Source organism: Streptomyces sp. NPDC102467 (assembly GCF_044765445.1).
GTDB lineage: Bacteria > Actinomycetota > Actinomycetes > Streptomycetales > Streptomycetaceae > Streptomyces.
Genome location: NZ_JBIWKA010000009.1, coordinates 65,419 through 88,013, shown reverse-complemented (window position 1 = coordinate 88,013; position 22,595 = coordinate 65,419). Strand labels below are relative to the sequence as shown.

The window sequence follows — 22,595 nt, the reverse complement described above, 5'->3', positions numbered from 1 at the left end:
GAACCTGGGTTCCGGGGCGCGTGACATTCCTTTAGCGTGCCGCTAAGGGTCGAGGCGGCGGGGAGGGCGGATCGGTGATCGAGTTCCGGTTCGTCGTCGGTGACCTCGCCCGTACGTCGTTCGCCTACTCGCCCCTCCAGGAGGCCGTGTACTCGCTGCGCTGCCGGCGCGACCCCGCACGCTATCCGCACCAGCGGCCCTGGCTGCGCAGGCTCGGCCCCGCCTTCCGGCGCCAGGACACCGAACTGCTCACCGCGCTCATCGCCCCGAGCCTGTGGATCCCGGACTTCCTCACCCCGCGCCCCGACCGGCCGAGGCCCGCCTTCGCCCAGCAACTCGCCGCGCTCGGCCGCACCCCGCCGCACGTGCTGGAACCGGGGTTCGGCGCGGCGTACGGCACCGCCCCGCTGCCTCCCGTACTGCGCCGGGGCCTCACCGACCCCGCCGGCTTCCTCGACCGGATCGTCCGTGCCCTGGACGCCTACTGGCAGGAGTGCCTGGCCCCGGACTGGTGGCCGCGCGTCCACACCGTCCTGGAGGCCGACCTCGCCCACCGCGGCAAGGTCCTCGCGGAGGAGGGCGCGGGCGCCCTCTTCGCGAGCCTGGATCCGCGGCTGAGCTGGAGCGGTGAAGTCCTCACCCTGGTCAAGAAGTTGGACCGGCACCCGTGGCCCGAGGCCGACATCGGCATCGGCGGCCGGGGCCTCGTCCTCGTCCCCACGCTCTTCGCGCAGGGCGCCCACACCATGATCGACCCCGCCCTGCCCCCGCTCCTCTCCTACCCCGCGCGCGGCCGCGCCACGATCTCCGAGACACCGCCCCCCGCCACCGGCGAAGCCCTGACCCGCCTGCTCGGCCCCGCCCGCGCCCGCATCCTGCGCCTGCTCGCGGAACCCGCCTCCACAACAGAACTCGCCCACCGCCTCGCCGTGACCCCGGGCGCGGTGAGCCAGCACCTCTCGATCCTGTACGACGCGGGGCTGCTGTCGCGGGCACGCAGCGGGCGCAGTGTGCGGTATGTGCGCAGTGAGTTGGGGGAGCGGTTGTGCGGGTGAGGGGGCCGGGGGAGTCGGCGGGGGAAGCGACGAGGAGTCGGTGGCGGCGCCGTTGAGGAGCTGACCGGGGAACAGGGCTTCTGCCGGGCCTCAGGCCCCGACTGCCGCCGCCAACTCCCGTACCAGCGCCTCTTGATACCGCCGCACAAGTACCCGCGCCACATCCGGCGCGGGGCCCAGTACATCGGCCAGGACGTCCGCCTCCGCCGCGCCCTGGGCGATGCGGTCCGGGAGGCGCCCCGGGGCCAGCACGTACGGGGCGACCGCGACGCGCTCGCAGCCGAGGGCGCGGAGTTCCCGTACGGCGTCGGCCGTACGGGGCAGGGATGCGGAGGCGAACGCAGGTCGCACGGCGCACCAACCGGTGTGCCGCCACTCCCGCGCGATTTCAGCGATCACTGCGATCGCCTCCGGGTCGGAGGAGCCCGCCGAGGCCAGGACGACCCCGGTCGTGGGCTTGTCGGCCGGGGTCAGCCCGGCCTCGTACAGGCGTCGTTCGAGCGCTGAGAGGAGGAGGGGTGACGGGCCGAGGACGTCCGCTTGGCGGATACGGAGCGCGCGGGGGGCCTCGCGCAGCACCGCCGGGATGTCGGACTTCGCGTGGAACGCGCGGGTGAGGAGGAGGGGGAGGGCGACGACATCGCGTACGCCCTCCGCCGCCAGGGACTCCAACACCCCGCGCACCGAAGGGATGTTGAATTCCAGGAACGCCGTCTCCACCCGGACACCGGGCCGCTGTGCCCGCACCTCGCGCACGAGGGCGTGCACCGTCGCGGCGTGCCGCGGGTCGCGGCTGCCGTGGGCGATCACCAGCAGAACGGGCGGAGTGTGGTGCATGGAGTGGCTCAGTTCCGGACGAGGAGGCCGCGACTGCGCAGGACGCGGCGCTCCAGCGGGCTGAAGATCAGCAGGTCGATGACGATACCGACGATCAGGATGAGCAGGATCGCCAGGAACACCATGGGCATGGAGGAGGCGTTGCGGCCGTTCTCCAGGAGCTGGCCAAGGCCGATGCCGAGGTCGGGCGAGGACGCGATGATCTCGGCCGCCATCAGGGAGCGCCAGGAGAACGCCCAGCCCTGCTTGAGCCCCGCCAGATAGCCGGGCAGCGACGCGGGCAGGACGATGTGCCACAGCCCGCGCACGCCCGTGGCACCGAGGGTGCGGCCCGCGCGCAGGAACAGCGGCGGCACCTGGTCGACGCCGGAGACGAGGCCGTTGGCGATCGAGGGGACGGCGCCGAGCAGGATCACCGCGTACATCATCGAGTTGTTCAGGCCGAGCCAGAGGACGGCCGGGGGGACCCAGGCGACCGACGGCAGCGACTGGAGGCCGGAGAGGATCGGGCCGATCGCCGCGCGCACGAACTTCACCCGCGCCACAAGGAGGCCCAGCGGCGTACCGATGACGAGCGCGAAGAGGAAGCCGAGCAGGCCGCGCGAGACGCTCGTCCAGATGTAGCCGAGCAGCTCGCCCTTGAGCCAGGCGTCCTGCACCTCGTCCCAGACCGCGGACGGCGAGGGCAGCTTCGTAGGATCGTCGACGATCTTGAAGGAGACCAGCGCCTGCCACACCACGAGCACGACCAGGACCGCCGTCAGCGGCGGCAGGATCTTCTCGCGGAACGTCCGGCTGAACGGGACGCGTCCGGTGTCCACCGTGGTGAGGGCGTCCAGTCCTGCCTCCAGGCCCGCCAGATCGTCCTTGCCGGTCTTGCGGGGCAGGTCGGTCGGCTCGGCCTCGTCGACGGCGGCCGTCGGTTCAGTCCTTGCCATGACGGCGGATCTCCCCACGCAGTTGTTCGGTGATCTCGACGGAGAGTTCGGCCACGTCCGCGTCCTCGATGCGGCGCGGCTGCGGGATGTCCACCGTCCACTCGTGCGCGATCCGGCCGGGCCGTGACGACAGCAGCACCACCCGCTCCGCGAGCCGCACCGCCTCGCGCACGTTGTGCGTGACGAACAGGACGGAGACGTTCGTCTCGCGCCAGATGCGGGTCAGCTCGCCGTGCAGCACGTCACGCGTGATCGCGTCGAGCGCCGCGAACGGCTCGTCCATCAGCAGAAGCCCGGCGTCCTGGGCCAGCGCGCGCGCCAGGGCCACCCGCTGGCGCATACCGCCGGACAGTTCGTGCACGCGCTTGCCGTACGCGTCCTGCAGCCGGACGAGTTCGAGCAGTTCCTCGGCGCGGGTGCGCCGCTCGTTCTTCGCGACTCCCCTCAGTTTCAGGGCGAGTTCGATGTTCTTGCCCGCGGTCAGCCACGGGAACAGGGCGTGCTCCTGGAACATCAGGGCGGGTCGCCCGTCCGTCGCGATGGCGCCCGCCGACGGCCGGTCGAGGCCGGCCACCAGGTTGAGCAGCGTCGACTTGCCGCAGCCGGAGGCCCCCAGGAGGGTGACGAACTCGCCCGGCGCGACATCGAGCGTGATGTCGTCCAGGACGAGCTGGGGGCCGGCCGGCGTGGCGAAGGACTTCGAGACGTGCTCGATCCGGGCCGCCCTGCCGCCCGTCGCGGCGGCGGAGTCGCCCGCCTTGGCGAGAGTCGTAGCCATGGTCGTCACCTCCTGGGGAATCCTGTGAATTCGTGAATCCGGATAACTCGGCTTGGTTAGCGGTTACTTGACGCCGAGACCGGCGTCGTCGACCTTGACGCCGCCCTCGGCCACGAGGACCTTGTTGAGCGGCTTCAGGTCGTAGATACCGGCCAGGTCCGGCTTCTCCAGGAGGCCCGCCTTCACGGCGTGGTCCGCTTCGGAGTCGAGGGTCGAGGCCAGCGGGTCGTCGGTGAAGTCGATGGACTTCCACGCCGGGTCGAGCACGTTCGCCGGCAGCGCCTTGCCCGAGTCCTTCTCCAGCTGCTTGTTCGCGGCGGCCTTCGCGTCGTCCGGGTTGGCCTTGATCCACGCGTTCGTCTTCACCGAGCCGCGCAGCACGGCCTCGACGACGTCCGGGTGCTCCTTGAGGAACGACTGCTTCACGATGATGTTCGTGATCACGAACTTCTTGTCGGGCCACAGGTCCGACTCGTCGAGCAGCACCTTGCCGCCCTCGGCGACCAGCTTGGAGGCGGTCGGCTCCGGCACCCACGCGCCGTCGATGGAACCGGACTTGTAGGCGTCCGGCGTGATCTTGTTGTCCGTGCGGACCACGGACACGTCGCCCTTGCCGGAGTTCGCGTCGACCTTCCAGCCCTTCTCGGCGACCCAGTTCAGGAACGCGACGTCCTGGGTGTTGCCGAGCTGCGGGGTGGCGATCTTCTTGCCCTTGACGTCGTCCAGGGACTTGATCTTCTTCGGGTTCACCACGAGCTTCACGCCGCCGGAGGCCGAACCGCCGATGATGCGCAGCGACTTGCTCTTCGACTTGGTGTAGCCGTTGATGCTGGGGGAGGGGCCGATCCAGCCGATGTCGATGGAGCCGCTGTTGAGCGCCTCGATCTCGGAGGGCCCCGCGTTGAAGATCTGGTACTTCGCCTGCGTCCCCTTGAGCTCCTTCTGGAAGAAGCCCTTCTGGTTGCCGACGAGGGCGGTGCCGTGGGTCAGGTTGCCGAAGTAACCGATCTTCACGGTGTCCGCGGAGAGGGCCTTGCCCTTGGCGGAGACGTTCTCCTTGGAGCTGGCGTCGCTGTCCGAGCCGTAGCCGCAGGCCGTCGCGGTGAGCGCGAGGAGCGGCAGCGCGGCGACGGCGACGAGGCCGCGGCGCGTCAGGGTGGAACGGTTGGCAGGCACGGGAGGCTTTCCCCTCGTTGGCCCGGCGGTCACGCGGTCAGGGCGTGGCCGGGACGGCGGCAGGTCTTCGTTTTCGACGAACGGTGTTCGGGCGAACAGTGTTCTGATGGACGGTGCGGGGGGTGTGGGCGCGCAGGCAGTGCGCGGACGTCAGCACGCACATCGCCCGACCCCGCCCTGTCCGCTGCCGAGGGCGCCGCTGCCGACGCGGCCGCCCTCTTTCGCGAACGTCCCGTAGTAGTCGATGAAGGCCATGTCAGAAGTCCCAGCCGTCTTCGTCGTCGACGGCGACCGGCGTCTCGGCGGCGGCGAACGACTCGCCGGCCATGCCCGCCGCGAGGGTCGTCCCGTCCGACGGGTCGATCAGCAGGAACGAGCCCGTGCGCCGCGAGTCGGCGTAGTTGTCGAGCGCGAGCGGCTCGGCGGTACGCACCTTGACGCGGCCGATGTCGTTGGCGACGAGCTGCCCCGGCTCGGGGTGCTGGGAGAGGTCGTCGAGCGTGAGCCGCGACGGGATCTCCTTGACGATCGCCTTGACGGTGCGGGTGGTGTGCTTGAGCAGCACCCGCTGCCCGACGACGAGTGGCGTGTCGGCGACGTGGCAGACGGTCGCCTCGACGTCCTGCGAGGTGGCGGGCGCGTCGCCGCTCGGCACGATCAGGTCGCCGCGCGAGACGTCGATGTCGTCCTCCAGGAGGAGGGTGACGGACTGCGGCGTCCACGCCACGTCGACGGACCGGCCGAGCAGGTCGATCCCGGAGACCTTCGAGGTGCGGCCTGACGGCAGTACGGTGACGGACTCGCCGACGCGGAACGTGCCGGCGGCGATCTGGCCCGCGTACCCCCGGTAGTCGGGGTGCTCGGCGGTCTGCGGCCGGATCACGTACTGCACGGGCAGCCGGGCGTGGCAGCCGGTGAGGTCGTGGCTGACCGGCACCGTCTCCAGGTGCTCCAGGACGGTCGGGCCGCCGTACCAGTCCATGTTGGCGGAGGGCTCCACGACGTTGTCGCCGGCCAGCGCCGAGATCGGGATCGCGGTGATCTCCGGGACGCCCAGGCCGGCCGCGTACGCGGTGAACTCCTCGGCGATCTTCGCGAAGACGCTCTCCTTGTACTCGACGAGGTCCATCTTGTTGACCGCGAGGACGACGTGCGGGACGCGCAGGAGCGCGGCGACGGCGGCGTGCCGGCGGGTCTGCTCGATGACACCGTTGCGCGCGTCGACCAGGACCACGGCGAGGTCGGCGGTGGAGGCACCGGTGACCATGTTCCGCGTGTACTGCACGTGACCGGGGGTGTCGGCGAGGATGAAGCGGCGCCGGGGCGTGGCGAAGTAGCGGTACGCCACGTCGATGGTGATGCCCTGCTCGCGCTCGGCGCGCAGGCCGTCGGTGAGCAGCGCGAGGTCCGGCTCGGCGGCGCCGCGCGAGCGCGAGGCGGACGCGACGGCCTCCAGCTGGTCGGTGAGGACCGACTTGGAGTCGTGCAGCAGGCGGCCCACGAGCGTGGACTTGCCGTCGTCGACGGAGCCGGCCGTGGCGAACCGCAGCAGGGTGGTGGCCGAGAGTCCGGCCAGCTCTTCGGTCGTGGTGCTGGTGGTGCTCATGTCTAGAAGTACCCCTCGCGCTTGCGGTCTTCCATCGCGGCCTCGGACATCTTGTCGTCGGCGCGGGTGGCGCCCCGCTCGGTGAGCCGGGACGCGGCGATCTCGACGATGACCTTCTCGATGGTCGTCGCGTCCGAGTCGACGGCGCCGGTGCAGGACATGTCGCCGACGGTGCGGTAGCGCACCTGCCGGGTCTCGACGCTCTCGCTGTCCTTCGGGCCACCCCACTCGCCGGCGGTCAGCCACATGCCGTTGCGGCTGAACACCGGGCGCTCGTGGGCGTAGTAGATCTCGGGCAGGTCGATGTTCTCGCGGGCGATGTACTGCCACACGTCCAGCTCGGTCCAGTTGGAGAGCGGGAAGACACGGACGTGCTCGCCGGGCGCGTGGCGGCCGTTGTACAGCTGCCACAGCTCGGGGCGCTGGCGGCGCGGGTCCCACTGGGAGAACTCGTCCCGCAGGGAGAAGACGCGCTCCTTGGCCCGCGCCTTCTCCTCGTCGCGCCGCCCGCCGCCGAAGACCGCGTCGAACTTCTCGGCCTGGATCTTCTCGGTCAGGGGCAGCGTCTGGAGCGGGTTGCGGACCCCGTCGGGCCGCTCCTTGAGCACGCCGCGGTCGATGTAGTCCTGCACGGAGGCGACGTGCAGGCGAAGGCCGTGCTCGGCCACGACGCGGTCGCGGTACGCCAGCACCTCGGGGAAGTTGTGCCCGGTGTCGACGTGCAGCAGCGAGAAGGGGATCGCGGCGGGCGCGAACGCCTTCAGCGCCAGGTGCAGCATGAGGATCGAGTCCTTGCCGCCGGAGAAGAGAATCACCGGCCGCTCGAACTCGCCCGCGACCTCGCGGAAGATGTGCACCGCCTCGGACTCCAGAGCGTCCAAGTGGCTCAGCGCGTAAGGGCTGTCGGTCTCCTCGGAGACGGTCACTACGGTCGTCATACGGCGAGACCCCTTTCGGTGAGCAGTGCACGCAGCTGGGCCGCGGACTCCTGCACGCTCTGGTGGTGCGACTCGATGCGCAGGTCGGGCGATTCAGGTGCTTCGTACGGGTCGTCGACCCCGGTCAGCCCGGAGATCTCACCCGCCGCCTGCTTGGCGTAGAGCCCCTTCACATCGCGTACGGAGCACACCTCCACCGGAGTGGCGACGTGCACCTCCAAGTACGCGGTGCCGCCGACCTGGTGGCGCTTGCGCACCGCCTCGCGGCTGTCCGCGTACGGCGCGATGACCGGGACGAGCGTCAACACGTCGTTACGGGCGAGGAGTTCGGCCAGGAAGCCGATGCGCTGCACGTTCGTGTGCCGGTCCTCGCGGCTGAAGCCGAGGCCCGCCGAGAGGTACTCGCGGATCTCGTCGCCGTCGAGCACCTCGACGCGGCGGCCCTCGGCGCGCAGCGTGTTCGCCAGCTCGTACGCGATGGTGGTCTTGCCGGCGCTCGGCAGACCCGTGAGCCAGATGGTGGCTCCGGTCACTTGCTTCTCCAAAGTCTCTGTCGGGCCCACGAGTTCGGCCGCTCCGGTGGCCTCAGCCATGGATGCCGCACTCGGTCTTGTTGCGGCCCGCCCAGCGTCCCGCGCGGGCGTCCTCGCCCTCCAGGAGACGGCGGGTGCACGGGGCGCAGCCCACGGAGCCGTAACCGTCCATCAGTAGCGGGTTGGTGAGGACGCCGTGCTCGGTGACGTAGGTGTCGACGTCGTCCTGCGTCCAGCGGGCGATCGGGGAGACCTTCACCTTCCGCCGCTTCTCGTCCCAGCTGACGACCGGCGTGTTCGCGCGGGTCGGGGACTCGTCGCGGCGCAGGCCCGTGGCCCACGCGGCGTACTTGGCAAGGCCCTCCTCGAGGGGCTTCACCTTCCGCATCGCGCAGCACAGGTCGGGGTCGCGGTCGTGCAGTTTCGGGCCGAACTCGGCGTCCTGCTCGGCGACGGTCTGCCGGGGGGTGAGCGTGATGACGTTCACGTCCATCACGGCCTCGACGGCGTCGCGGGTGCCGATGGTCTCCTCGAAGTGGTAGCCGGTGTCGAGGAAGACGACGTCGACTCCGGGCAGAGCGCGCGAGGCGAGGTGGGCGACGACCGCGTCCTCCATGGACGAGGTCACGCAGAACTGCTTGCCGAAGGTCCGCGTCGCCCACTGGAGGATCTCCAGGGCGGACGCGTCCTCCAGGTCACGCCCGGCCTGCTCGGCGAGCGCCTTCAACTCTTCGGTGTCCCCTTCGGTGTCCGAAGAGATCTGAGTCGTCGTCATATCTGTTCCCCTCCACCGTCGTTGCGCTGAAGCCCCCGGGACAGCAGCCCGAGGAACTTCAACTGGAAGGCTCGATTGCATGCCGCGCATTCCCAGGCGCCGTGACTGCCTTCGATGGCTTCATTCGGCCGAAGGTCCTCGTCGCCGCAGTAGGGGCAGTAGAAGGGGGCCGCGCGTTCGCTCATGAGAGGGCCTCCTCGGAGGCGCGGGCGGTCCAGGTGGCGAACCGCTCGCCGTCCTCGCGCTCCGCCTGGAAGCGCTTGAGGACCCGCTCGATGTAGTCGGGCAGTTCGGTCGCGGTGACCTTCAGGCCACGCACCTTGCGGCCGAATCCGGCCTCCAGGCCGAGCGCGCCGCCCAGGTGCACCTGGTAGCCCTCGACCTGCTCGCCGTCCTTGTCGAGCATGAGCTGGCCCTTGAGACCGATGTCCGCGACCTGGATACGGGCGCAGGCGTTCGGGCAGCCGTTGAGGTTGATGGTGATCGGCTCGTCGAACTCCGGGACGCGGCGCTCCAGTTCGTCGATGAGCGAGGCGCCGCGCGCCTTCGTCTCGACGATGGCGAGCTTGCAGAACTCGATGCCGGTGCAGGCCATGGTGCCGCGCCGGAAGGGCGAGGCGTTGACCTTCAGATCCAGCGCCTCCAGGCCGGCGACGAGCGACTCGACCTGCGCCTCCTCGACGTCGAGCACGATCATCTTCTGCTCGGCGGTGGTCCGCAGCCGGCCGGAGCCGTGGGCGCTCGCGACTTCGGCGATCTTGGTGAGGGTGGTCCCGTCCACGCGGCCGACGCGGGGTGCGAAGCCGACGTAGAAGCGCCCGTCGTGCTGCCGGTGCACACCGAGGTGGTCGCGCCAGACGCCGGCGGGCTGCTCGGGCGCGGGCCCGTCGACGAGCTTGCGCTTCAGGTACTCGTCCTCCAGGACCTGACGGAACTTCTCCGTGCCCCAGTCGGCGAGCAGGAACTTCAGGCGGGCGCGGGTGCGCAGGCGCCGGTAGCCGTAGTCACGGAAGATGCCGATGACACCGGCCCACACGTCCGGGACCTCGTCGAGCGGCACCCAGGCGCCCAGGCGCTGACCGAGCTTGGGGTTGGTGGAGAGGCCGCCGCCGACCCAGAGGTCGAAGCCGGGGCCGTGCTCGGGGTGGACCACGCCGACGAACGCGACGTCGTTGATCTCGTGGGCCACGTCGAGCTGCGGGGAGCCGGAGACCGCGGTCTTGAACTTGCGCGGCAGGTTGGAGAAGTCCGGGTTGCCGATGAAGCGCCGGTGGATCTCGTCGATGGCGGACGTGCCGTCGATGATCTCGTCCGCGGCGACTCCGGCGACCGGCGAGCCGAGGATGACGCGGGGGGTGTCACCGCAGGCCTCGGTCGTCGACAGGCCGACGGCCTCGAGCCGGTTCCAGATCTCGGGCACGTCCTCGATCCGGATCCAGTGCAGCTGGATGTTCTGCCGGTCGGTGATGTCGGCGGTGCCGCGCGCGAACTCCTGCGAGATCTCGCCGATGACGCGCAGCTGCTCGGTGGTCAGCCGCCCGCCGTCCACGCGCACGCGCAGCATGAAGTACTCGTCGTCCAGCTCCTCTGGCTCCAGGACGGCGGTCTTGCCGCCGTCGATCCCGGGCCGGCGCTGGGTGTAGAGACCCCACCAGCGCATCCGTCCGCGCAGGTCATTGGGGTCGATGGAGGCGAATCCGCGCTTGGAGTAGATCGTCTCAATGCGTGTCCGCACATTGAGACCGTCGTCGTCCTTCTTGAACTGCTCATTGCCGTTGAGCGGCGTGAAGTGGCCCACGGCCCACTGGCCCTCGCCACGGTGACGGCTCACCTTGCGGCGGGGCGCGGCGGCAGCGGGCTTTTCGGGGGTAGCAGCCATGGGTGTACGTCCTTCAGGGCAGGCTGAGTGCGGCTCTGACCGGCACACTTCGCGCGAGGGCGCGGCGGTGCGCAGGGAGATGCAGAGGGTGCGGGAAAGTCGGCGGTGCTGGTTCTCTCAGCGCGCCGGACAGATGGCGCTGGACATACGGCCGTAGTCGACGTGCCGTCGACTCACCAAGGCGATTCCAGCTGTAGACATGACGGAAGCGTGTCACGGGACTTTGGGCCCGGTCCACCATCGTCCGGGATTTGGACGCTCATGTCCCACATCGTGGACGATGGTGGCGCCGATCACACGCCGACCCGCCGAAAGGTCGCATACGCCCGTAATCGGCTCAGGCGGACGGGAACGCGCCGGGCCACGGACCCGGAGCCGCCACCTCGGGCTCCTCACCCGTCTCGGTCCTGAACAGCCGGAGTCCGCGCCGCTCGTAGTTGGCCATCGCGTGCTCCCCGTCGCGGCTGCACGTGTGCACCCACACCCGCTTCGTCGGCATCCGCTCCGGCAGGCGTTCGGCCAGGTCCCAGGCGCGCGCGATCCCGTACGACAACAGGTGCCCGCCGATCCGCCGTCCCCGGAAGGCCGGGATCAGCCCGAAGTAGGCGATCTCCACCACGCCGTCGTCGTGCGCGTCCAGCTCGACGAACCCGGCGGGCGTCCCCCTGTCGTAGGCGACCCACGTCTCGGCGCCCGGCCGCGCCAGCTGCTCCTGCCACTGCGCGTACGTCCAGCCGAGCCGGTCGACCCACTTGATGTCGCCGCCCACGGACGCGTACAGAAACCGGCTGAACTCGGGCGAGGGCACCTCGGCCCGCACGATCCGCACGTCACCCGCGGGCGGGACGGCGGGCCGCAGGTCGTCGGGGGAGGTCTGCTCGAGGTACCAGGTGGTGACGGTGACATTGCTGCTGCTCATGCGGCATATGGCATCACGCCCGAGGGGGCCGGGCCAAGGGCCGGTGTCAGAGCGCGGGCGTGCGGGCCCTGCGCACCGCCGGCGCCGTCGAGTGCGGCAGCAGGTCCAGCGGGTCGGGCGGCAGCAGCACCTGCACGTCCGCGTCCTCCAGGAAGCGGTACGGGCGATGCGCCAGCAGGCCACCGAGGTAGCGGCGCACCCGGGACAGCTCCGCGCGCACCGTCACCGTCCGCGCCGGGTCCCCGAACACCTCCTCGGCCAGGTCCGATGCGCTGCGGCCGCCCCGGTGACGGGCCAGCAGGAACAGCAACTCGGCGTGCCGCGGGCTCAGTTCATGGGTCCAGGAACCGGCAGGGCCCGACACCTCGACCGACCAGCGGCGCGGCCGGCTCACGTCCAGGAGTATCCGGGTCGCGCCGAGCGGCTCCGGGGCGTCGTCCACCACGAGCAGCCAGCCGCCGGGCAGCGGCGCCGCCTTGCACGCCCCGAGCGACGGCACGAAGCAGCGGCCCTCCGCGAGCGACTTGGGCAGGGCCACGCGGTCGAGCAGCGGCATCCCGGTGACCGCCGCCGTCCAGCCGTTGGCGTCGACGGCCAGCGCCCGGCCGCCGATCCGCGCGAGGGCCGGCGCCGCCACGGCCCGCAGCCGCTCCAGACTGCCCACGTGGACCTCGCGCAGCCGCGCCTCCGCGAGCTGCGCCACCGACCGCACCCACGACAGCGTTGCCGGATGTATCGACTCCAGCGGGCCGCTGACGTCCACCACCCCGAGCAGCCGCCCGTCGCGCGGATCCGTCACCGGCGCGCCCGTGCACGTCCACGTGTGGTGCGAGCGCACGAAGTGCTCGGCGGAGAACACCTGGACGGGCCGCCGGGTCACCAGCGGCGTCCCCACCCCGTTCGTACCGACGACGTCCTCGGCCCAGAGCGCGCCCACCTCGAAACCGAGCCCGTCGCCCTTGCGCAGCACACCCGGGTGCCCCTCGCGCCACAGGATCCGGCCGTCGGCATCACTGATCACCATGATGTGCTGCGCCGCATCGGCCACCGACACCAGCGCCTCGCGCAGCACCGGCAGGACGGGCAGCAGCGGCGAGGACCGGCGCCGCTCCTCCACCTCGTCGACACCGAGCAGCCCCGAGCGGAAGTCGTGGTCCGGATCGACGCCGCCGCGCAGCATCCGCCCCCAGGACTCGCCGATCTCCGGCCGGGGCATGACCCGCGGCCGCTGCCCGGCGAGCGTCGCCTCCCGCACGTCCCTGAGCAGCCGGGACGCGAGCGCCGCGTCCATCGCGGACAACCGCGCCAGATCGATCGTCGAGTCCGTGTTCATGCCTGAATCCTCGCAATGCGGGGAGTTACCCACTTCGGCACGTTCGAGCCACGGCAAGAGTGAGCCTCGGCAAGCACCGTTGCAACCCCCTGCAACCCTGGCGAACGACCGCGGAGAGTTTGAAACTGGCACCAACGCCGCCCCGGTGGCGTTCAAGCTCCTCACGGGGCCTGAAGAGCGGGGATGGTGCCGTGTCGGCGCAGCACCATCCCCGCCACAAGAAGCGTCCGGCCGATGTGGTCAGGACACCGGGCGGGCCCGCTCCACGATCTCCGTGAACGCCAGCGTGTGCGGCAGCGTCCCGAACGCCGCCCCCCGGTCCCCGCCGAGCCGCGACGCGCAGAAGGCGTCCGCGACATCGGCCGGCGCGTACCGCACGAGCAGCGAACCCTGCAGCACCAGCGCGATCCGCTCCACGAGGCGCCGCGCCCGCGCCTCGATGCCGTCCAGGTCGCCGAGTTCGGTCAGCAGGTCCTTCACGGCGGCGTCGAGGCGGTGATCGGCGCCGCGCGTCGCCCCCACCTCCAGCAGGAACGCGTTGAACGCCGCCGGCTCGCGCTGCAGCGCCCGCAGGACGTCCAGCGCCTGGATGTTGCCCGACCCCTCCCAGATCGAGTTCAGCGGCGACTCGCGCAGCAGCCGCGGCAGGCCCGACTCCTCCACGTACCCGTTGCCGCCGAGACACTCCAGGGCCTCGGCCACGAGCGGCGTGCACCGCTTGGTCACCCAGTACTTGGCGGCCGGCACGGCGAGCCGCAGGAACTCCCGCTCCCGCTCGTCGCCGCCGTCGGCCCGGTCCTGCGCCACCGCGAGCCGCAGCGCCAGCGTCGTCGCGGCCTCCGACTCGAGCGCCAGATCGGCCAGCACATTGCTCATCAGCGGCTTGTCGACGAGTTTCCCGCCGAACGCCTCGCGGTACGTGCAGTGGTGGATCGCCTGCGCCACCGCCTGCCGCATGAGCGCCGCGGAGCCGAGCACGCAGTCGAGCCGGGTCGCCGCGACCATGTCGATGATGGTGCGCACTCCGCGCCCCTCGTCCCCGACCCGCAACGCCCAGGTCCCGTCGAACTCGACCTCGGCCGACGCGTTCGACCGGTTGCCCAGCTTGTCCTTGAGCCGCTGGATCGCGAACGGATTGCGCGCCCCGTCGTCGAGCACCCGCGGCACGAGAAAACACGTCGGACCCGCGTCGGCCCGCGCGAGCACCAGGAACCCGTCCGACATCGGCGCGGAACAGAACCACTTGTGGCCGGTGAGCGCGTACGCCCCGTCGTCGGCGAGAGCGTCGGCACGCGTCGTATTGGCCCGTACGTCGCTGCCGCCCTGCTTCTCCGTCATCGCCATGCCGAAGAGCGACCCGGCCTTGTCCGACGCGGGCCGCAGCCCGGACTCGTAGACCGTGGATGTCAGTCGTGGCTCCCACACCGCGGCGAGGTCGGGCTGCGCGCGCAGCGCCGGGACCGCCGCGTGCGTCATGGACAGCGGACACAAGTGGCCCGCCTCCACCTGCGACCACACCAAGAACGCGGCCGCGCGCCGCAGATGGCCTGACGGTCGCGTCCACGCCGCCGTCAGGCCCGCCGAGACACCCTTGCCCAGCAGGCGGTGCCAGGACGGATGGAAGTCGACCTCGTCGATCCGGTGGCCGTACCGGTCGTGGGTGCGCAGGACGGGCGGGTTCTCGTTGGCGAGGCGCCCCCACTCCTGCGCCTGGGCGGAACCGGCGGCCCGGCCGAGCACCGTGAGTTCCGCCCGGGTCTCGTCCAGGAGCTCCGGGTCCAGATACCGCTCCAGGCCCTCGGTGAGGGCCCGGTCGGCGTCGAAGACGTCGTACCCCACCAGGGGCGGGGTCTGGTTGGTCACCGTGTGCGTGCTGCCCGACATGAGGCCGAACCTACCGGCGGCGTGGCCCGGACCGCGACCGCGCCGCCAGTGGTCAGACCGCCAAGGACGCCATCGCGGCCACCTCGCTCCGCTCGGCGTCGGCCTCGGCCGGTGGCCAGCCCTCGCGGTAGACGGTGTCCAGGTAGCGCTCACCGAGGTCCGGCGCGATCGCCACCGCCGTCAGGCCGCGCCGGCCGTGCTCGTCCAGCCAGCGCTGCGCACCGCTGATCACCGTGCCGGTCGAGCCGCCGAAGAGGAATCCCCTGCTCGCCAGGGACCGGCAGGCGCGGACGGTGTCCGCCTCCTCCACATGCACCACGTCGTCGATGTACGACCTGTCGAGCATGGGCGGCGGCACGCTCGTGCCGAGCCCGGGGATCAACCGACGGGCAGGCGCCCCGCCGAAGCTCACCGAGCCGACGCTGTCGACGGCGACGATGTGCACCCGGCGCCGCCACTGCCAGAACCACCGGGCACATCCCATGAGCGTGCCCGTGGTGCCGGCCCCGACGAACAGGACGTCCAGGCGCGGGAAGTGATCGGCGATGGCCGGGGCCGTGGTGCGGTAATGCGCCTTCCAGTTGGCCTGGTTGTTGTACTGGTCGAGCCACACGTAACGGTCGTCGGACGCGCACAGCGCCCGCACGTACGCGCGTCGCGCACCCAGCAGCCCCTCATTCCCTGCCGGGTCCTCGATGACGTGCACGCGGCTGCCGAGCGCCTCCATCAGCCGGATCGTGGGCTGGTTGCAGCGCACGTCGGTCACGCACAGGAACCGGTGGCCGCGGCTGGCCGCGATGACGCTGAGCGCCACCCCCAGGTTCCCGGACGAGGACTCGACGAGTACCGAACCGGGCCGCAGCCGACCGTCGCGCTCGGCGGCGTCCACCATCTCGGTGGCCGCCTTCAGTTTGATCGAACCGGCGAAATTGAACCCCTCGCATTTCAGATACAGCGGCAGCCCCAGCGCGGCCCGCAGGTCGACGTAGAGCTGTTCTTCGTTGAACCTCGCGGGTTCGGTGATGACAGGCATGGTTCCCCCCTCTTGTGTCCCCCGTGTCCCCCTCGTGCGCCACGAGATGTGCCGTAGGCCCTCAGCCGAAACGGCTCAACTCGTGGAAAAACCCCTCGACGACGTGGAGTTCGCCCCGCCGGGCCACCTCGTCGTGGACGAACCGGCCGACCGCGAGGTCGAGTACTCCCAGACCGAACGGTGAGAACACCACCGTGCGGTCCGCCGGCGCGGTGACCCGTCCGGTCAGTACGTCCTCCAGCGTGCCGTCGATGAACTCCCGCTTGCCAGTGAGCTGTTCGGCCAGATGCGGAGAGGTGTTCGCCTTGAGGCAGTGCTCGATGTCGTCCACGACATTGGCCGATGCCAGCAGGATCTCGGGCGCGAGGTCGCGCAGCGAGAGATGCAGCACCAGCGGGTGGTGGTCGAACCACGACGGGTCGTGGACGTGCGGTTCTGCGGCGATCGTCGCGAAGACCAGCAGGTCGCTCTCGCGGATCAGCGACTCCGCGGTGTCGTGCACCTTGACCCGCCCCTTGGTCCCGGCCCGCTCCAGATAGCCGCGGAACCCCTCCGCGCTCTCCGCGGACAGATCGTGCACGCCCGTCTCGTCGAACTCCCAGCCGTTGGCGGTCAGATGGGTGTGGACGTAGCGGGCGATGAGCCCGGTGCCGAGGAAACCGACGCGCGCCGGACGGGTCCTGGTGCGGCTGAGCCGGTCGGCGGCGAGCACTGCCGAGGACGCCGTGCGGGTGGCGCTGATGACCGAGCTCTCCAGGCAGGCGTACGGGTACCCGGTGCCGGGATCGTTGAGGATCAGCACGGCCGACGCCCGGGGCAGGCCCGAGCGGGTGTTCTCCGGGAAGCTGGAGATCCACTTCAGGCCGTCCACCCGCAGCGGCCCGCCGAGCGAGGCGGGCAGCGCGATGATCCGCGCCGACGGACGGTCCGGGAAGCGCAGGAAGTACGACGGCGGGTTCACGGTGTCGCCCGCGCCGTGCAGCCGGTACACGGACTCGATCAGCTCGGCGATCTCCACCTCCCGTGCGTACAGGGCCTGTTGGACCTGCCGGCCGGAGATCACGGCGAAGGTCGGAGTGGCGTCGCTCACGTGGCGCTCACCTCGACCGTGGGTGCGCAGTCGGCGAGCCGGACCGGGTCGGCGAGCCCGGCGAGGACCTCGCGCGGTCCGTCGAAGGGCTCTCTGCTGTGCGCGGTGCGGAGGTTGTCGATGAGCAACAGGTCGCCGGAGTTCCACGGCTCGCGGACGGTGTGCGCGTCGTACACCTCGTTGATCGTGCGGATGACGTCCTCGCCGATCGGATCGCCGTTGCCGAAGCGCGTGGTGAACGGCAGCCCTTCGGGGCCGTAGACGTCGGTGAGGTACTCGCGCACCTCGGGTTCCATCGTCCACTCGCTGAGGAACGCGATCTGGTTGAACCACACAGGGCGGCCGTCGGCCGGGTGGTGGATCACGGCGCTGCGGCGCTGGCGGGTGCGCAGCGAACCGTCTGACTGCCAGTCGAAGTCGATGGCGTGGCTGCGGCAGTACCGGGCGATGGCGTCGCGGTCGTCGGTGCCGAAGGACTCGGCGGCCGACGCCCCGATCTCGTCGTGGTAGGTCCGTGCGAGGATCCAGCCCTCCTTCTCGAACCGTCCGGTCAGCTCGGCGGGCAGCGCGTCGAGGACGGCCGCCGCGTCGGCGACGCCGGTCGCCCCGCCGGACGCGGGTGCCTCCAGGCAGGCGAACAGGAGCATGCTGGGAAACTCCAGGGCGTAGCTCATCTCGTGGTGCATGCACATCTGCTGGTTCGGCGGCCACTTGGAGGACGAGTACACGCCCTCCGTGTACGTGCGCCGGGGTGCGAACGGCTCCTGGTCGGCCATCAGCGACTGGGCGAGGCGCCGGAAGACGCCGGCCATGGCGCCCGGGTCGGCGAGGCCGAGTCCGCGGACCAGGACGGATCCGTGGGTGGCGACGGCGGCCCGCAGCGCGTCGTGATATTCGGCAGCCCAGCCCTCGGGGTCGCCGCCGGCGGCGGCGCTCAACAGAGGTGGACTGCCCGGGACGAGCGAGATGTCGTCGGGTAGTGGGGACGGATTCGGACGGTGCATCGAGTCTTCCCTTCAGTGGCGCTGAGCTGTCGTCCGGTCGAGCAGTCCCGCGAGTTCCGCGAGGACCGGCCGGCTGACGACGTCCTTGAGGGTGATCACCCGGTCGAGGGCGATCACCAGCTTCACGGCGGAGAGCGAGGAGCCGCCGAGGTCGAAAAAGTGGTCGCGGCGGCCGATCCGGCCGGCCGGGACGCCGAGCACGTCGGCCCAGGCGGCGGCGAGCCGGCGCTCGGTCTCCGTGCGGGGCAGGTCGGTACTGCCGTCGAGCCGCTCGGCGAGCGCGGTGAGCGCCCGGCGGTCGGTCTTGCCGTTGGCGGTCAGCGGCAGCCGCTCGCGCCAGTGCACGACGGCCGGGACCATGTAGGCGGGCAGCGACGCGGCCAGGCGCTCCCGCACGACCCCCGCGTCGACCGGCCGCGGGCCGGTGCAGAACGCGGCGAGCTGCGTGCCCCGTACGACGATCACCGCGCCGTCGCGGACGCCGTCCACCCGCAGCAGCGCGTTCTCGATCTCGCCGATCTCGACGCGGAACCCGCGGATCTTCACCTGGCCGTCCCGCCGGCCGAGGAACTCCAGCTTCCCGTCGGGCAGCCAGCGCCCGTGGTCGCCGCTGCGGTACAGCCGCTCGCCCGGCCGGTACGGGTCCTCGCCGAACGCCGCCTTGGTGCGCTCGGGGTCGTTGACGTAGCCGCGCCCGACGCAGACCCCCGAGAAGACGATCTCGCCGGGCGCCCCGAGCGGCACGGGCACCAGGTCCTCGTCGACGACGTAGATCCGTACGTTGGCGACGGGCCGGCCGAGCGGCACCCGGTCGTGCTCCGGCACCCGGTCCATGACCTCGTGGTTGGTGTCGTCGGAGGTCTCGGTCAGCCCGTACGCGTTGACGAGCCGGACCCCGGGCCGCACCGTGAACCAGCGCCGCACGAGCTCCTTCTTCACCGCCTCGCCGGTCACCGACACGCAGTGCAGATCGGGCAGTTCGCGGGGCCGCGCGTCCAGTTCGGCCAGGACGGCCTCCAGATACGACGGGACCACCTGGAGCACATTGACCCGGCCCCGCTCGATGGTGTCCACGAACCGCGGCACGTCCAGGATCGCGTCCTGCTCCACAAGGAGCGTCCGCCCGCCCACGAGCAGCGCGGAGAGCAACTGCCACAGGGAGATGTCGAAGCACTGGGGTGCGGTCTGCGCCACCACCTGGCCGGTGCCGACGCCGAGGTCGTCGAGTTTGGCGAGTACGTGGTTGAGGAACCCGGCGTGCTCGCACATCGCGCCCTTGGGCTCGCCGGTGGAGCCGGACGTGAAGTAGATGTAGGCGAGTTGGCTCGCCGCGACGGGCACACCGAGATCGCCTTCCGCGTGCCCCTCGGCCATGGCGTCCGCCACGGAGAGGATGTCACCGGAGAAGGTGCCGGCGGAGAGGGTGCCAGCGGAGAGGGTGGTGTCGTTCTCGGTGATGACCAGGTCGCACTCCGCCCGCGCGAGCGTCGCCGCGATGCGGGCCGCGGGGAAGTGCGGCTCGATGGGCAGATAGACGCCGCCCGCCTTGAGGACGCCGAGGACGGCGGCCATCCAGTCCATGGTCCGCTCGCTCACCACCGCGACGACGCCTTCTGGCCGCAGCCCGCGCGCGAGCAGCGCCCGGCCGATCCTGTTCGCCCGGGAGTTGAGCTCCCCGTACGTCCACTGCCCGTCCCGCGCGACGACGGCCACCGCATCCGGGTGCGCGGCCGCCCGCTCCTCGAACAGCTCGTGCACGCGCCGGTCGGGCAGGGCGCGATGCGGGCCCGCCAACTCCTCCAGCTGGTAGACGAGTTCGTCCTCGGACAGTAGGCTCCGGCGGCCGGGTTCGATGAGTGCGGCGAGGTGGTAGCCGGCGATCCGGTCGGCCACCTCGCGGTCGATGACGTCGGTGCGGTAGCGCAGCCGCAGGACGCCGGCCGTGACGCTCACCGCGAGTACGGTGTCGTCGCGCTCGGCGGACAGCTCGGCGAGGACGCGCTCGTGCGCGGCCGCCAGCGCGGATTCGGATACCAACAGGCCCTGGGGAAGCGGTATTTCATACTCTGCCGTGCCCGGCCGCGGGTCGCGCGTCCACTGCGGGATCGTGGTCATGGCCCTACCTCCCCGTCGCCGGATTGCCGCCCCAACGCGCCCCTGCGGGCACCTGTTCGCCCTTCATCAGGAAGGAGTCGGGGGCGAGTACCGCGGCCTCGCCCAGCGTGACGCCGTAGTGCACCAGCGCACTGGTGCCGAGCGTGCAGCCGGCGCCCAGGGTGATGTAGTCGGACTTGAAGGTGCCGTCCTCCTGCGAGTGGGCCTGCACCTTGGTGTGCGCGGCGAGGGTGACGTCGTCGCCGATCGTCACCAGCGTGCGCTCGGTGATGGAGGCGCCGTCGTCGAAGACCCGGCGGCCGAGCCGGACGCCGAGCAGCCGCCACACCACGTTCTTGAACGGCGTCCCGTTGAACACCACGAGGTGGTTGTCGGGCACTTTCCACAGCCTTTCGTGCCACCGGAAGTACGGGTCGTAGATCGAGACCAGCTGCGGAACGAGCGGCCGGAAGCGGCAGATCAGCCGCTCGATGAGGATGTAGTAGCCGGTGCTGAAGGCGAGGCCGACGACCATGGAGGCGCCGATCAGCAGCCCGCCGGCCACGTCGTACAGGTCGAACGCGGCGAAGGCGATCACCGTCAGCGCGAACCAGTGCAGCCACCGCAGGAACAGATGCAGGGCCATGGTGCGCAGGTTGTGGCGGTTCTTCGCGGCCAGCCCGCGCCGCAGCTCGTCCCCCTCGCGCAGGTGGTCGAAGCGGGTGTCGCGTTCCACGGTGCGCGGGATCTCGAAGGGCGGCGAGCCGAGCAGCCCCACGCCCTCGCGGACCGGGCCTTCCAGCGGGATCATCACCTTCGTCGCGAGCAGGCAGTTCTCGCCGGTGCGGCCGCCCGCCGGGTAGGCGATGTGGTTGCCCAGGAAGTTGCGCGGCCCGATCGACGCCTGCGCGACGCGGAACGACGTGGCGGAGAAGTCGGCGTTCATGATCGACAGGCCGTCGGCGACCATTGTGCCGCTGCCGACCTTCGCCAGGTACGGCGACTCGTGACCCACCTCGGTACCGAAGTTGGAGCCGGTCTGCTCCACCTGCGAGAGGTCGTATCCGATGGCCCGCAGGTAGGGGACGATGTACGAGCTGTCGCCGCACAGCCACTTGAAGAACTTGAGGTTGGTCATCCGGGCGATCGTGCGGTGCACCGAGTAGTGCAGGCCGTACAGCGGGTACGTACGGTCCGGGCGCAGGATCGGCCGCAGCACGCGCGGCACCAGAGCCACGGTGGCGAGGCCGATGGCCAGGACCACCAGGAAGCCGACGATCGACAGACCGAGCGCCTCGGCGTAGAACGCGGGCGAGCTCAGGTCGTGGGAGTCGGGCTCGATCAGTACGTCAAGCGCGGGTGCCTCGGTGAGCAGCAGCTCGGTCCCGCCGATCGCGAGCGGCACGACGACGAGGAGCGCCTGGAGCAGACCGCCCACCGCGAACAGCACCCGGCGGGGGGTGGAGCAGGCGGCTTCCGGCACCCGGACGTAGTCGACGTCGGTGCGTTCGGCGGGGGAGCCGTGCCAGTGCTGCCCGGCCGGTACCGCGGCGCCGTCGTACAGCGCCGACGCGTGGCCCAGTTGGGCGCCGTCCCCCATGGACGTACCGATGTCGAGGACCGTCTTCTCGCCGACGAAGACGTCCTGGCCGAGGGTGACAGGCCCCGTGCGGATGACGCCGGCGTGGGCGTGATAGCCGAGGAAGTAGGCCTCCTTGCGGATCACGCTGCCCCCGCCGATCGTCAGCAGGTCGGTGCAGACGGGGATGGCGTGGGAGAGGATCGTGACGCGCGGGCCGATGCGGGCACCGAGCAGCCGCAGGTACAGCACGTAGACCGGGTTGCCGACGAACAGTGCCATCGGGTTCGCGTGCAGCAGTGATTTCACGAGCCAGAAGCGGAAGTAGGCGAGGCTCCACACCGGGAACTCGGTCTCCCGCCAGCGGCCGACGAGCAGCCACTTCGCCGCGATGGGCACCAGGCACGCGCCGAGGAACAGCGCCCCGCCGAACAGCGCGGAGCGCGTATAGACGTCGATGAAGCCGGAGCCCGCGGCGACCCAGGAGAAGCCCCGGGCGGCGAGTATCCCGGCGCCCGCGCAGTACAGGGCGAAGGTGAGCAACTGAAGCGCCCCGCACAGGAGATAGCGGGAGGTCCTGCCGGGTGGCGGAGGCGGCTCGGGCTCGAACACCTTCGCGACCGGGGCCTCGTCGAGGGCCGCCGCCAGACTGCGGATGGTCGGGTGTCCGTAGACGTCCTTCATCGAGACCGCCGGCAGGTCCGCGTGTTTGCGTACCCGGGCGCAGAAATGGGCCATGACAAGAGAGTTGGCGCAGAGATCGTCGAAGAAGTGACTGTCAGGTGGAACATGGTCCACACGGACGACACCGGCCAGGACTTCGGCGAGAACGCGTTCGGTGCCGATCGGCACATGAACTCCTCGTGCTGATACTCATGTTTCGCGCCATTTCTGAAATGACGGAACGCGCGCGAATTGAGTGTGGGTTGGATGTGCAGTGAGCGTGAGGAGCAAACGCGGATGAAGCGGGGTCACGTCTGATGACCCTGAAAGTTCCCCCGTGGTAAGTCCCCCCGGACTGTGCCCTGCCGGTCGGTGTTCGATCGGTCGACGGCGTGTGCACTGAATACGATCGGAATTCTTTCGGGTGACTCATGAACGCTTCAAGTCGGATTCGAGCATTGGCTGTTTCCGACAGCTTCTG

Annotated in this window: 19 protein-coding genes; 1 reads left to right on the top strand and 18 read right to left on the bottom strand. The window is 70.7% G+C overall.

What is annotated here, in order from left to right; all coding sequences use genetic code 11:
• The first annotated feature begins 74 nt into the window (after positions 1-74).
• Positions 75-1,055, top strand: a complete 981-nt coding sequence (locus ACIREE_RS19970) for a DUF5937 family protein (RefSeq protein WP_404153526.1) — start codon at positions 75-77, stop codon at positions 1,053-1,055.
• Positions 1,056-1,145: 90 nt separating this feature from the next.
• Here the strand turns inward: ACIREE_RS19970 and ACIREE_RS19965 are convergent, their stop codons facing one another.
• The 18 genes from ACIREE_RS19965 to ACIREE_RS19880 form a co-directional block, all read right to left on the bottom strand.
• Complete coding sequence (locus ACIREE_RS19965; RefSeq protein ID WP_404153523.1) at positions 1,146-1,892, bottom strand: sirohydrochlorin chelatase; 747 nt, start codon at positions 1,890-1,892, stop codon at positions 1,146-1,148.
• A gap of 8 nt (positions 1,893-1,900) precedes the next feature.
• Positions 1,901-2,830, bottom strand: coding sequence for an ABC transporter permease (locus ACIREE_RS19960; protein ID WP_404153520.1), 930 nt, complete (start codon positions 2,828-2,830; stop codon positions 1,901-1,903).
• Positions 2,817-3,608, bottom strand: a complete 792-nt coding sequence (locus ACIREE_RS19955) for an ABC transporter ATP-binding protein (RefSeq protein ID WP_404153517.1) — start codon at positions 3,606-3,608, stop codon at positions 2,817-2,819. Before ACIREE_RS19955 ends, ACIREE_RS19960 begins: the two co-directional genes overlap by 14 nt.
• A 63-nt stretch (positions 3,609-3,671) precedes the next feature.
• On the bottom strand, positions 3,672-4,784 hold the full coding sequence (locus ACIREE_RS19950; protein WP_404153514.1) for an aliphatic sulfonate ABC transporter substrate-binding protein: 1,113 nt from the start codon (positions 4,782-4,784) through the stop codon (positions 3,672-3,674).
• A gap of 256 nt (positions 4,785-5,040) precedes the next feature.
• Positions 5,041-6,390 (bottom strand): sulfate adenylyltransferase subunit 1, encoded by a 1,350-nt coding sequence (locus tag ACIREE_RS19945; RefSeq protein WP_404153512.1) that lies wholly within the window; start codon positions 6,388-6,390, stop codon positions 5,041-5,043.
• A 2-nt stretch (positions 6,391-6,392) separates the two neighbouring features.
• Positions 6,393-7,328: a sulfate adenylyltransferase subunit CysD gene (cysD, locus tag ACIREE_RS19940; RefSeq protein WP_404153509.1), complete on the bottom strand. Its 936-nt coding sequence runs from the start codon at positions 7,326-7,328 to the stop codon at positions 6,393-6,395.
• Positions 7,325-7,921, bottom strand: coding sequence for an adenylyl-sulfate kinase (gene cysC, locus ACIREE_RS19935; RefSeq protein WP_404153506.1), 597 nt, complete (start codon positions 7,919-7,921; stop codon positions 7,325-7,327). Before cysC ends, cysD begins: the two co-directional genes overlap by 4 nt.
• Positions 7,914-8,636, bottom strand: coding sequence for a phosphoadenylyl-sulfate reductase (locus ACIREE_RS19930; protein ID WP_404153504.1), 723 nt, complete (start codon positions 8,634-8,636; stop codon positions 7,914-7,916). The genes cysC and ACIREE_RS19930 overlap by 8 nt, the downstream gene beginning before the upstream one ends.
• Positions 8,633-8,821 carry a hypothetical protein gene (locus ACIREE_RS19925; protein ID WP_404153501.1) on the bottom strand — a complete coding sequence of 63 codons (189 nt, stop codon included), beginning with the start codon at positions 8,819-8,821 and terminating at the stop codon, positions 8,633-8,635. The genes ACIREE_RS19930 and ACIREE_RS19925 overlap by 4 nt, the downstream gene beginning before the upstream one ends.
• Positions 8,818-10,515 carry a nitrite/sulfite reductase gene (locus ACIREE_RS19920; protein ID WP_404153498.1) on the bottom strand — a complete coding sequence of 566 codons (1,698 nt, stop codon included), beginning with the start codon at positions 10,513-10,515 and terminating at the stop codon, positions 8,818-8,820. Before ACIREE_RS19920 ends, ACIREE_RS19925 begins: the two co-directional genes overlap by 4 nt.
• Before the next feature lie 337 nt (positions 10,516-10,852).
• Positions 10,853-11,434, bottom strand: coding sequence for a GNAT family N-acetyltransferase (locus ACIREE_RS19915; RefSeq protein ID WP_404153496.1), 582 nt, complete (start codon positions 11,432-11,434; stop codon positions 10,853-10,855).
• 46 nt (positions 11,435-11,480) lie between these two features.
• Positions 11,481-12,767: a GAF domain-containing protein gene (locus ACIREE_RS19910; RefSeq protein ID WP_404153493.1), complete on the bottom strand. Its 1,287-nt coding sequence runs from the start codon at positions 12,765-12,767 to the stop codon at positions 11,481-11,483.
• 240 nt (positions 12,768-13,007) lie between these two features.
• Positions 13,008-14,651 carry an acyl-CoA dehydrogenase family protein gene (locus ACIREE_RS19905; RefSeq protein WP_404153491.1) on the bottom strand — a complete coding sequence of 548 codons (1,644 nt, stop codon included), beginning with the start codon at positions 14,649-14,651 and terminating at the stop codon, positions 13,008-13,010.
• Positions 14,652-14,703: 52 nt separating this feature from the next.
• A complete protein-coding gene (gene sbnA / locus ACIREE_RS19900) occupies positions 14,704-15,684 on the bottom strand; it encodes a 2,3-diaminopropionate biosynthesis protein SbnA (RefSeq protein WP_404153488.1) in 981 nt (326 codons plus the stop codon).
• Positions 15,685-15,745: 61 nt separating this feature from the next.
• Positions 15,746-16,774, bottom strand: a complete 1,029-nt coding sequence (gene sbnB / locus ACIREE_RS19895; RefSeq protein ID WP_404153485.1) for a 2,3-diaminopropionate biosynthesis protein SbnB — start codon at positions 16,772-16,774, stop codon at positions 15,746-15,748.
• A complete protein-coding gene (locus ACIREE_RS19890) occupies positions 16,771-17,778 on the bottom strand; it encodes a TauD/TfdA family dioxygenase (RefSeq protein WP_404153482.1) in 1,008 nt (335 codons plus the stop codon). The genes sbnB and ACIREE_RS19890 overlap by 4 nt, the downstream gene beginning before the upstream one ends.
• 12 nt (positions 17,779-17,790) lie before the next feature.
• Positions 17,791-19,893, bottom strand: coding sequence for an amino acid adenylation domain-containing protein (locus tag ACIREE_RS19885; RefSeq protein ID WP_404153480.1), 2,103 nt, complete (start codon positions 19,891-19,893; stop codon positions 17,791-17,793).
• A gap of 4 nt (positions 19,894-19,897) precedes the next feature.
• Entirely contained in the window at positions 19,898-22,303 is a 2,406-nt protein-coding gene (locus tag ACIREE_RS19880) for a Pls/PosA family non-ribosomal peptide synthetase (protein ID WP_404153477.1), read from the bottom strand.
• Between the last annotated feature and the right edge of the window lie 292 nt (positions 22,304-22,595).

Coding starts and splice junctions, on each gene's coding strand:
- ACIREE_RS19965 (WP_404153523.1), bottom strand. CDS start 1,892: ATGCACCACACTCCGCCCGTTCTGCTGGTGATCGCCCACGGCAGCCGC.
- ACIREE_RS19960 (WP_404153520.1), bottom strand. CDS start 2,830: ATGGCAAGGACTGAACCGACGGCCGCCGTCGACGAGGCCGAGCCGACC.
- ACIREE_RS19955 (WP_404153517.1), bottom strand. CDS start 3,608: ATGGCTACGACTCTCGCCAAGGCGGGCGACTCCGCCGCCGCGACGGGC.
- ACIREE_RS19945 (WP_404153512.1), bottom strand. CDS start 6,390: ATGAGCACCACCAGCACCACGACCGAAGAGCTGGCCGGACTCTCGGCC.
- cysD (WP_404153509.1), bottom strand. CDS start 7,328: ATGACGACCGTAGTGACCGTCTCCGAGGAGACCGACAGCCCTTACGCG.
- cysC (WP_404153506.1), bottom strand. CDS start 7,921: ATGGCTGAGGCCACCGGAGCGGCCGAACTCGTGGGCCCGACAGAGACT.
- ACIREE_RS19930 (WP_404153504.1), bottom strand. CDS start 8,636: ATGACGACGACTCAGATCTCTTCGGACACCGAAGGGGACACCGAAGAG.
- ACIREE_RS19925 (WP_404153501.1), bottom strand. CDS start 8,821: ATGAGCGAACGCGCGGCCCCCTTCTACTGCCCCTACTGCGGCGACGAG.
- ACIREE_RS19920 (WP_404153498.1), bottom strand. CDS start 10,515: ATGGCTGCTACCCCCGAAAAGCCCGCTGCCGCCGCGCCCCGCCGCAAG.
- ACIREE_RS19915 (WP_404153496.1), bottom strand. CDS start 11,434: ATGAGCAGCAGCAATGTCACCGTCACCACCTGGTACCTCGAGCAGACC.
- ACIREE_RS19910 (WP_404153493.1), bottom strand. CDS start 12,767: ATGAACACGGACTCGACGATCGATCTGGCGCGGTTGTCCGCGATGGAC.
- ACIREE_RS19905 (WP_404153491.1), bottom strand. CDS start 14,651: ATGTCGGGCAGCACGCACACGGTGACCAACCAGACCCCGCCCCTGGTG.
- sbnA (WP_404153488.1), bottom strand. CDS start 15,684: ATGCCTGTCATCACCGAACCCGCGAGGTTCAACGAAGAACAGCTCTAC.
- ACIREE_RS19890 (WP_404153482.1), bottom strand. CDS start 17,778: ATGCACCGTCCGAATCCGTCCCCACTACCCGACGACATCTCGCTCGTC.
- ACIREE_RS19885 (WP_404153480.1), bottom strand. CDS start 19,893: ATGACCACGATCCCGCAGTGGACGCGCGACCCGCGGCCGGGCACGGCA.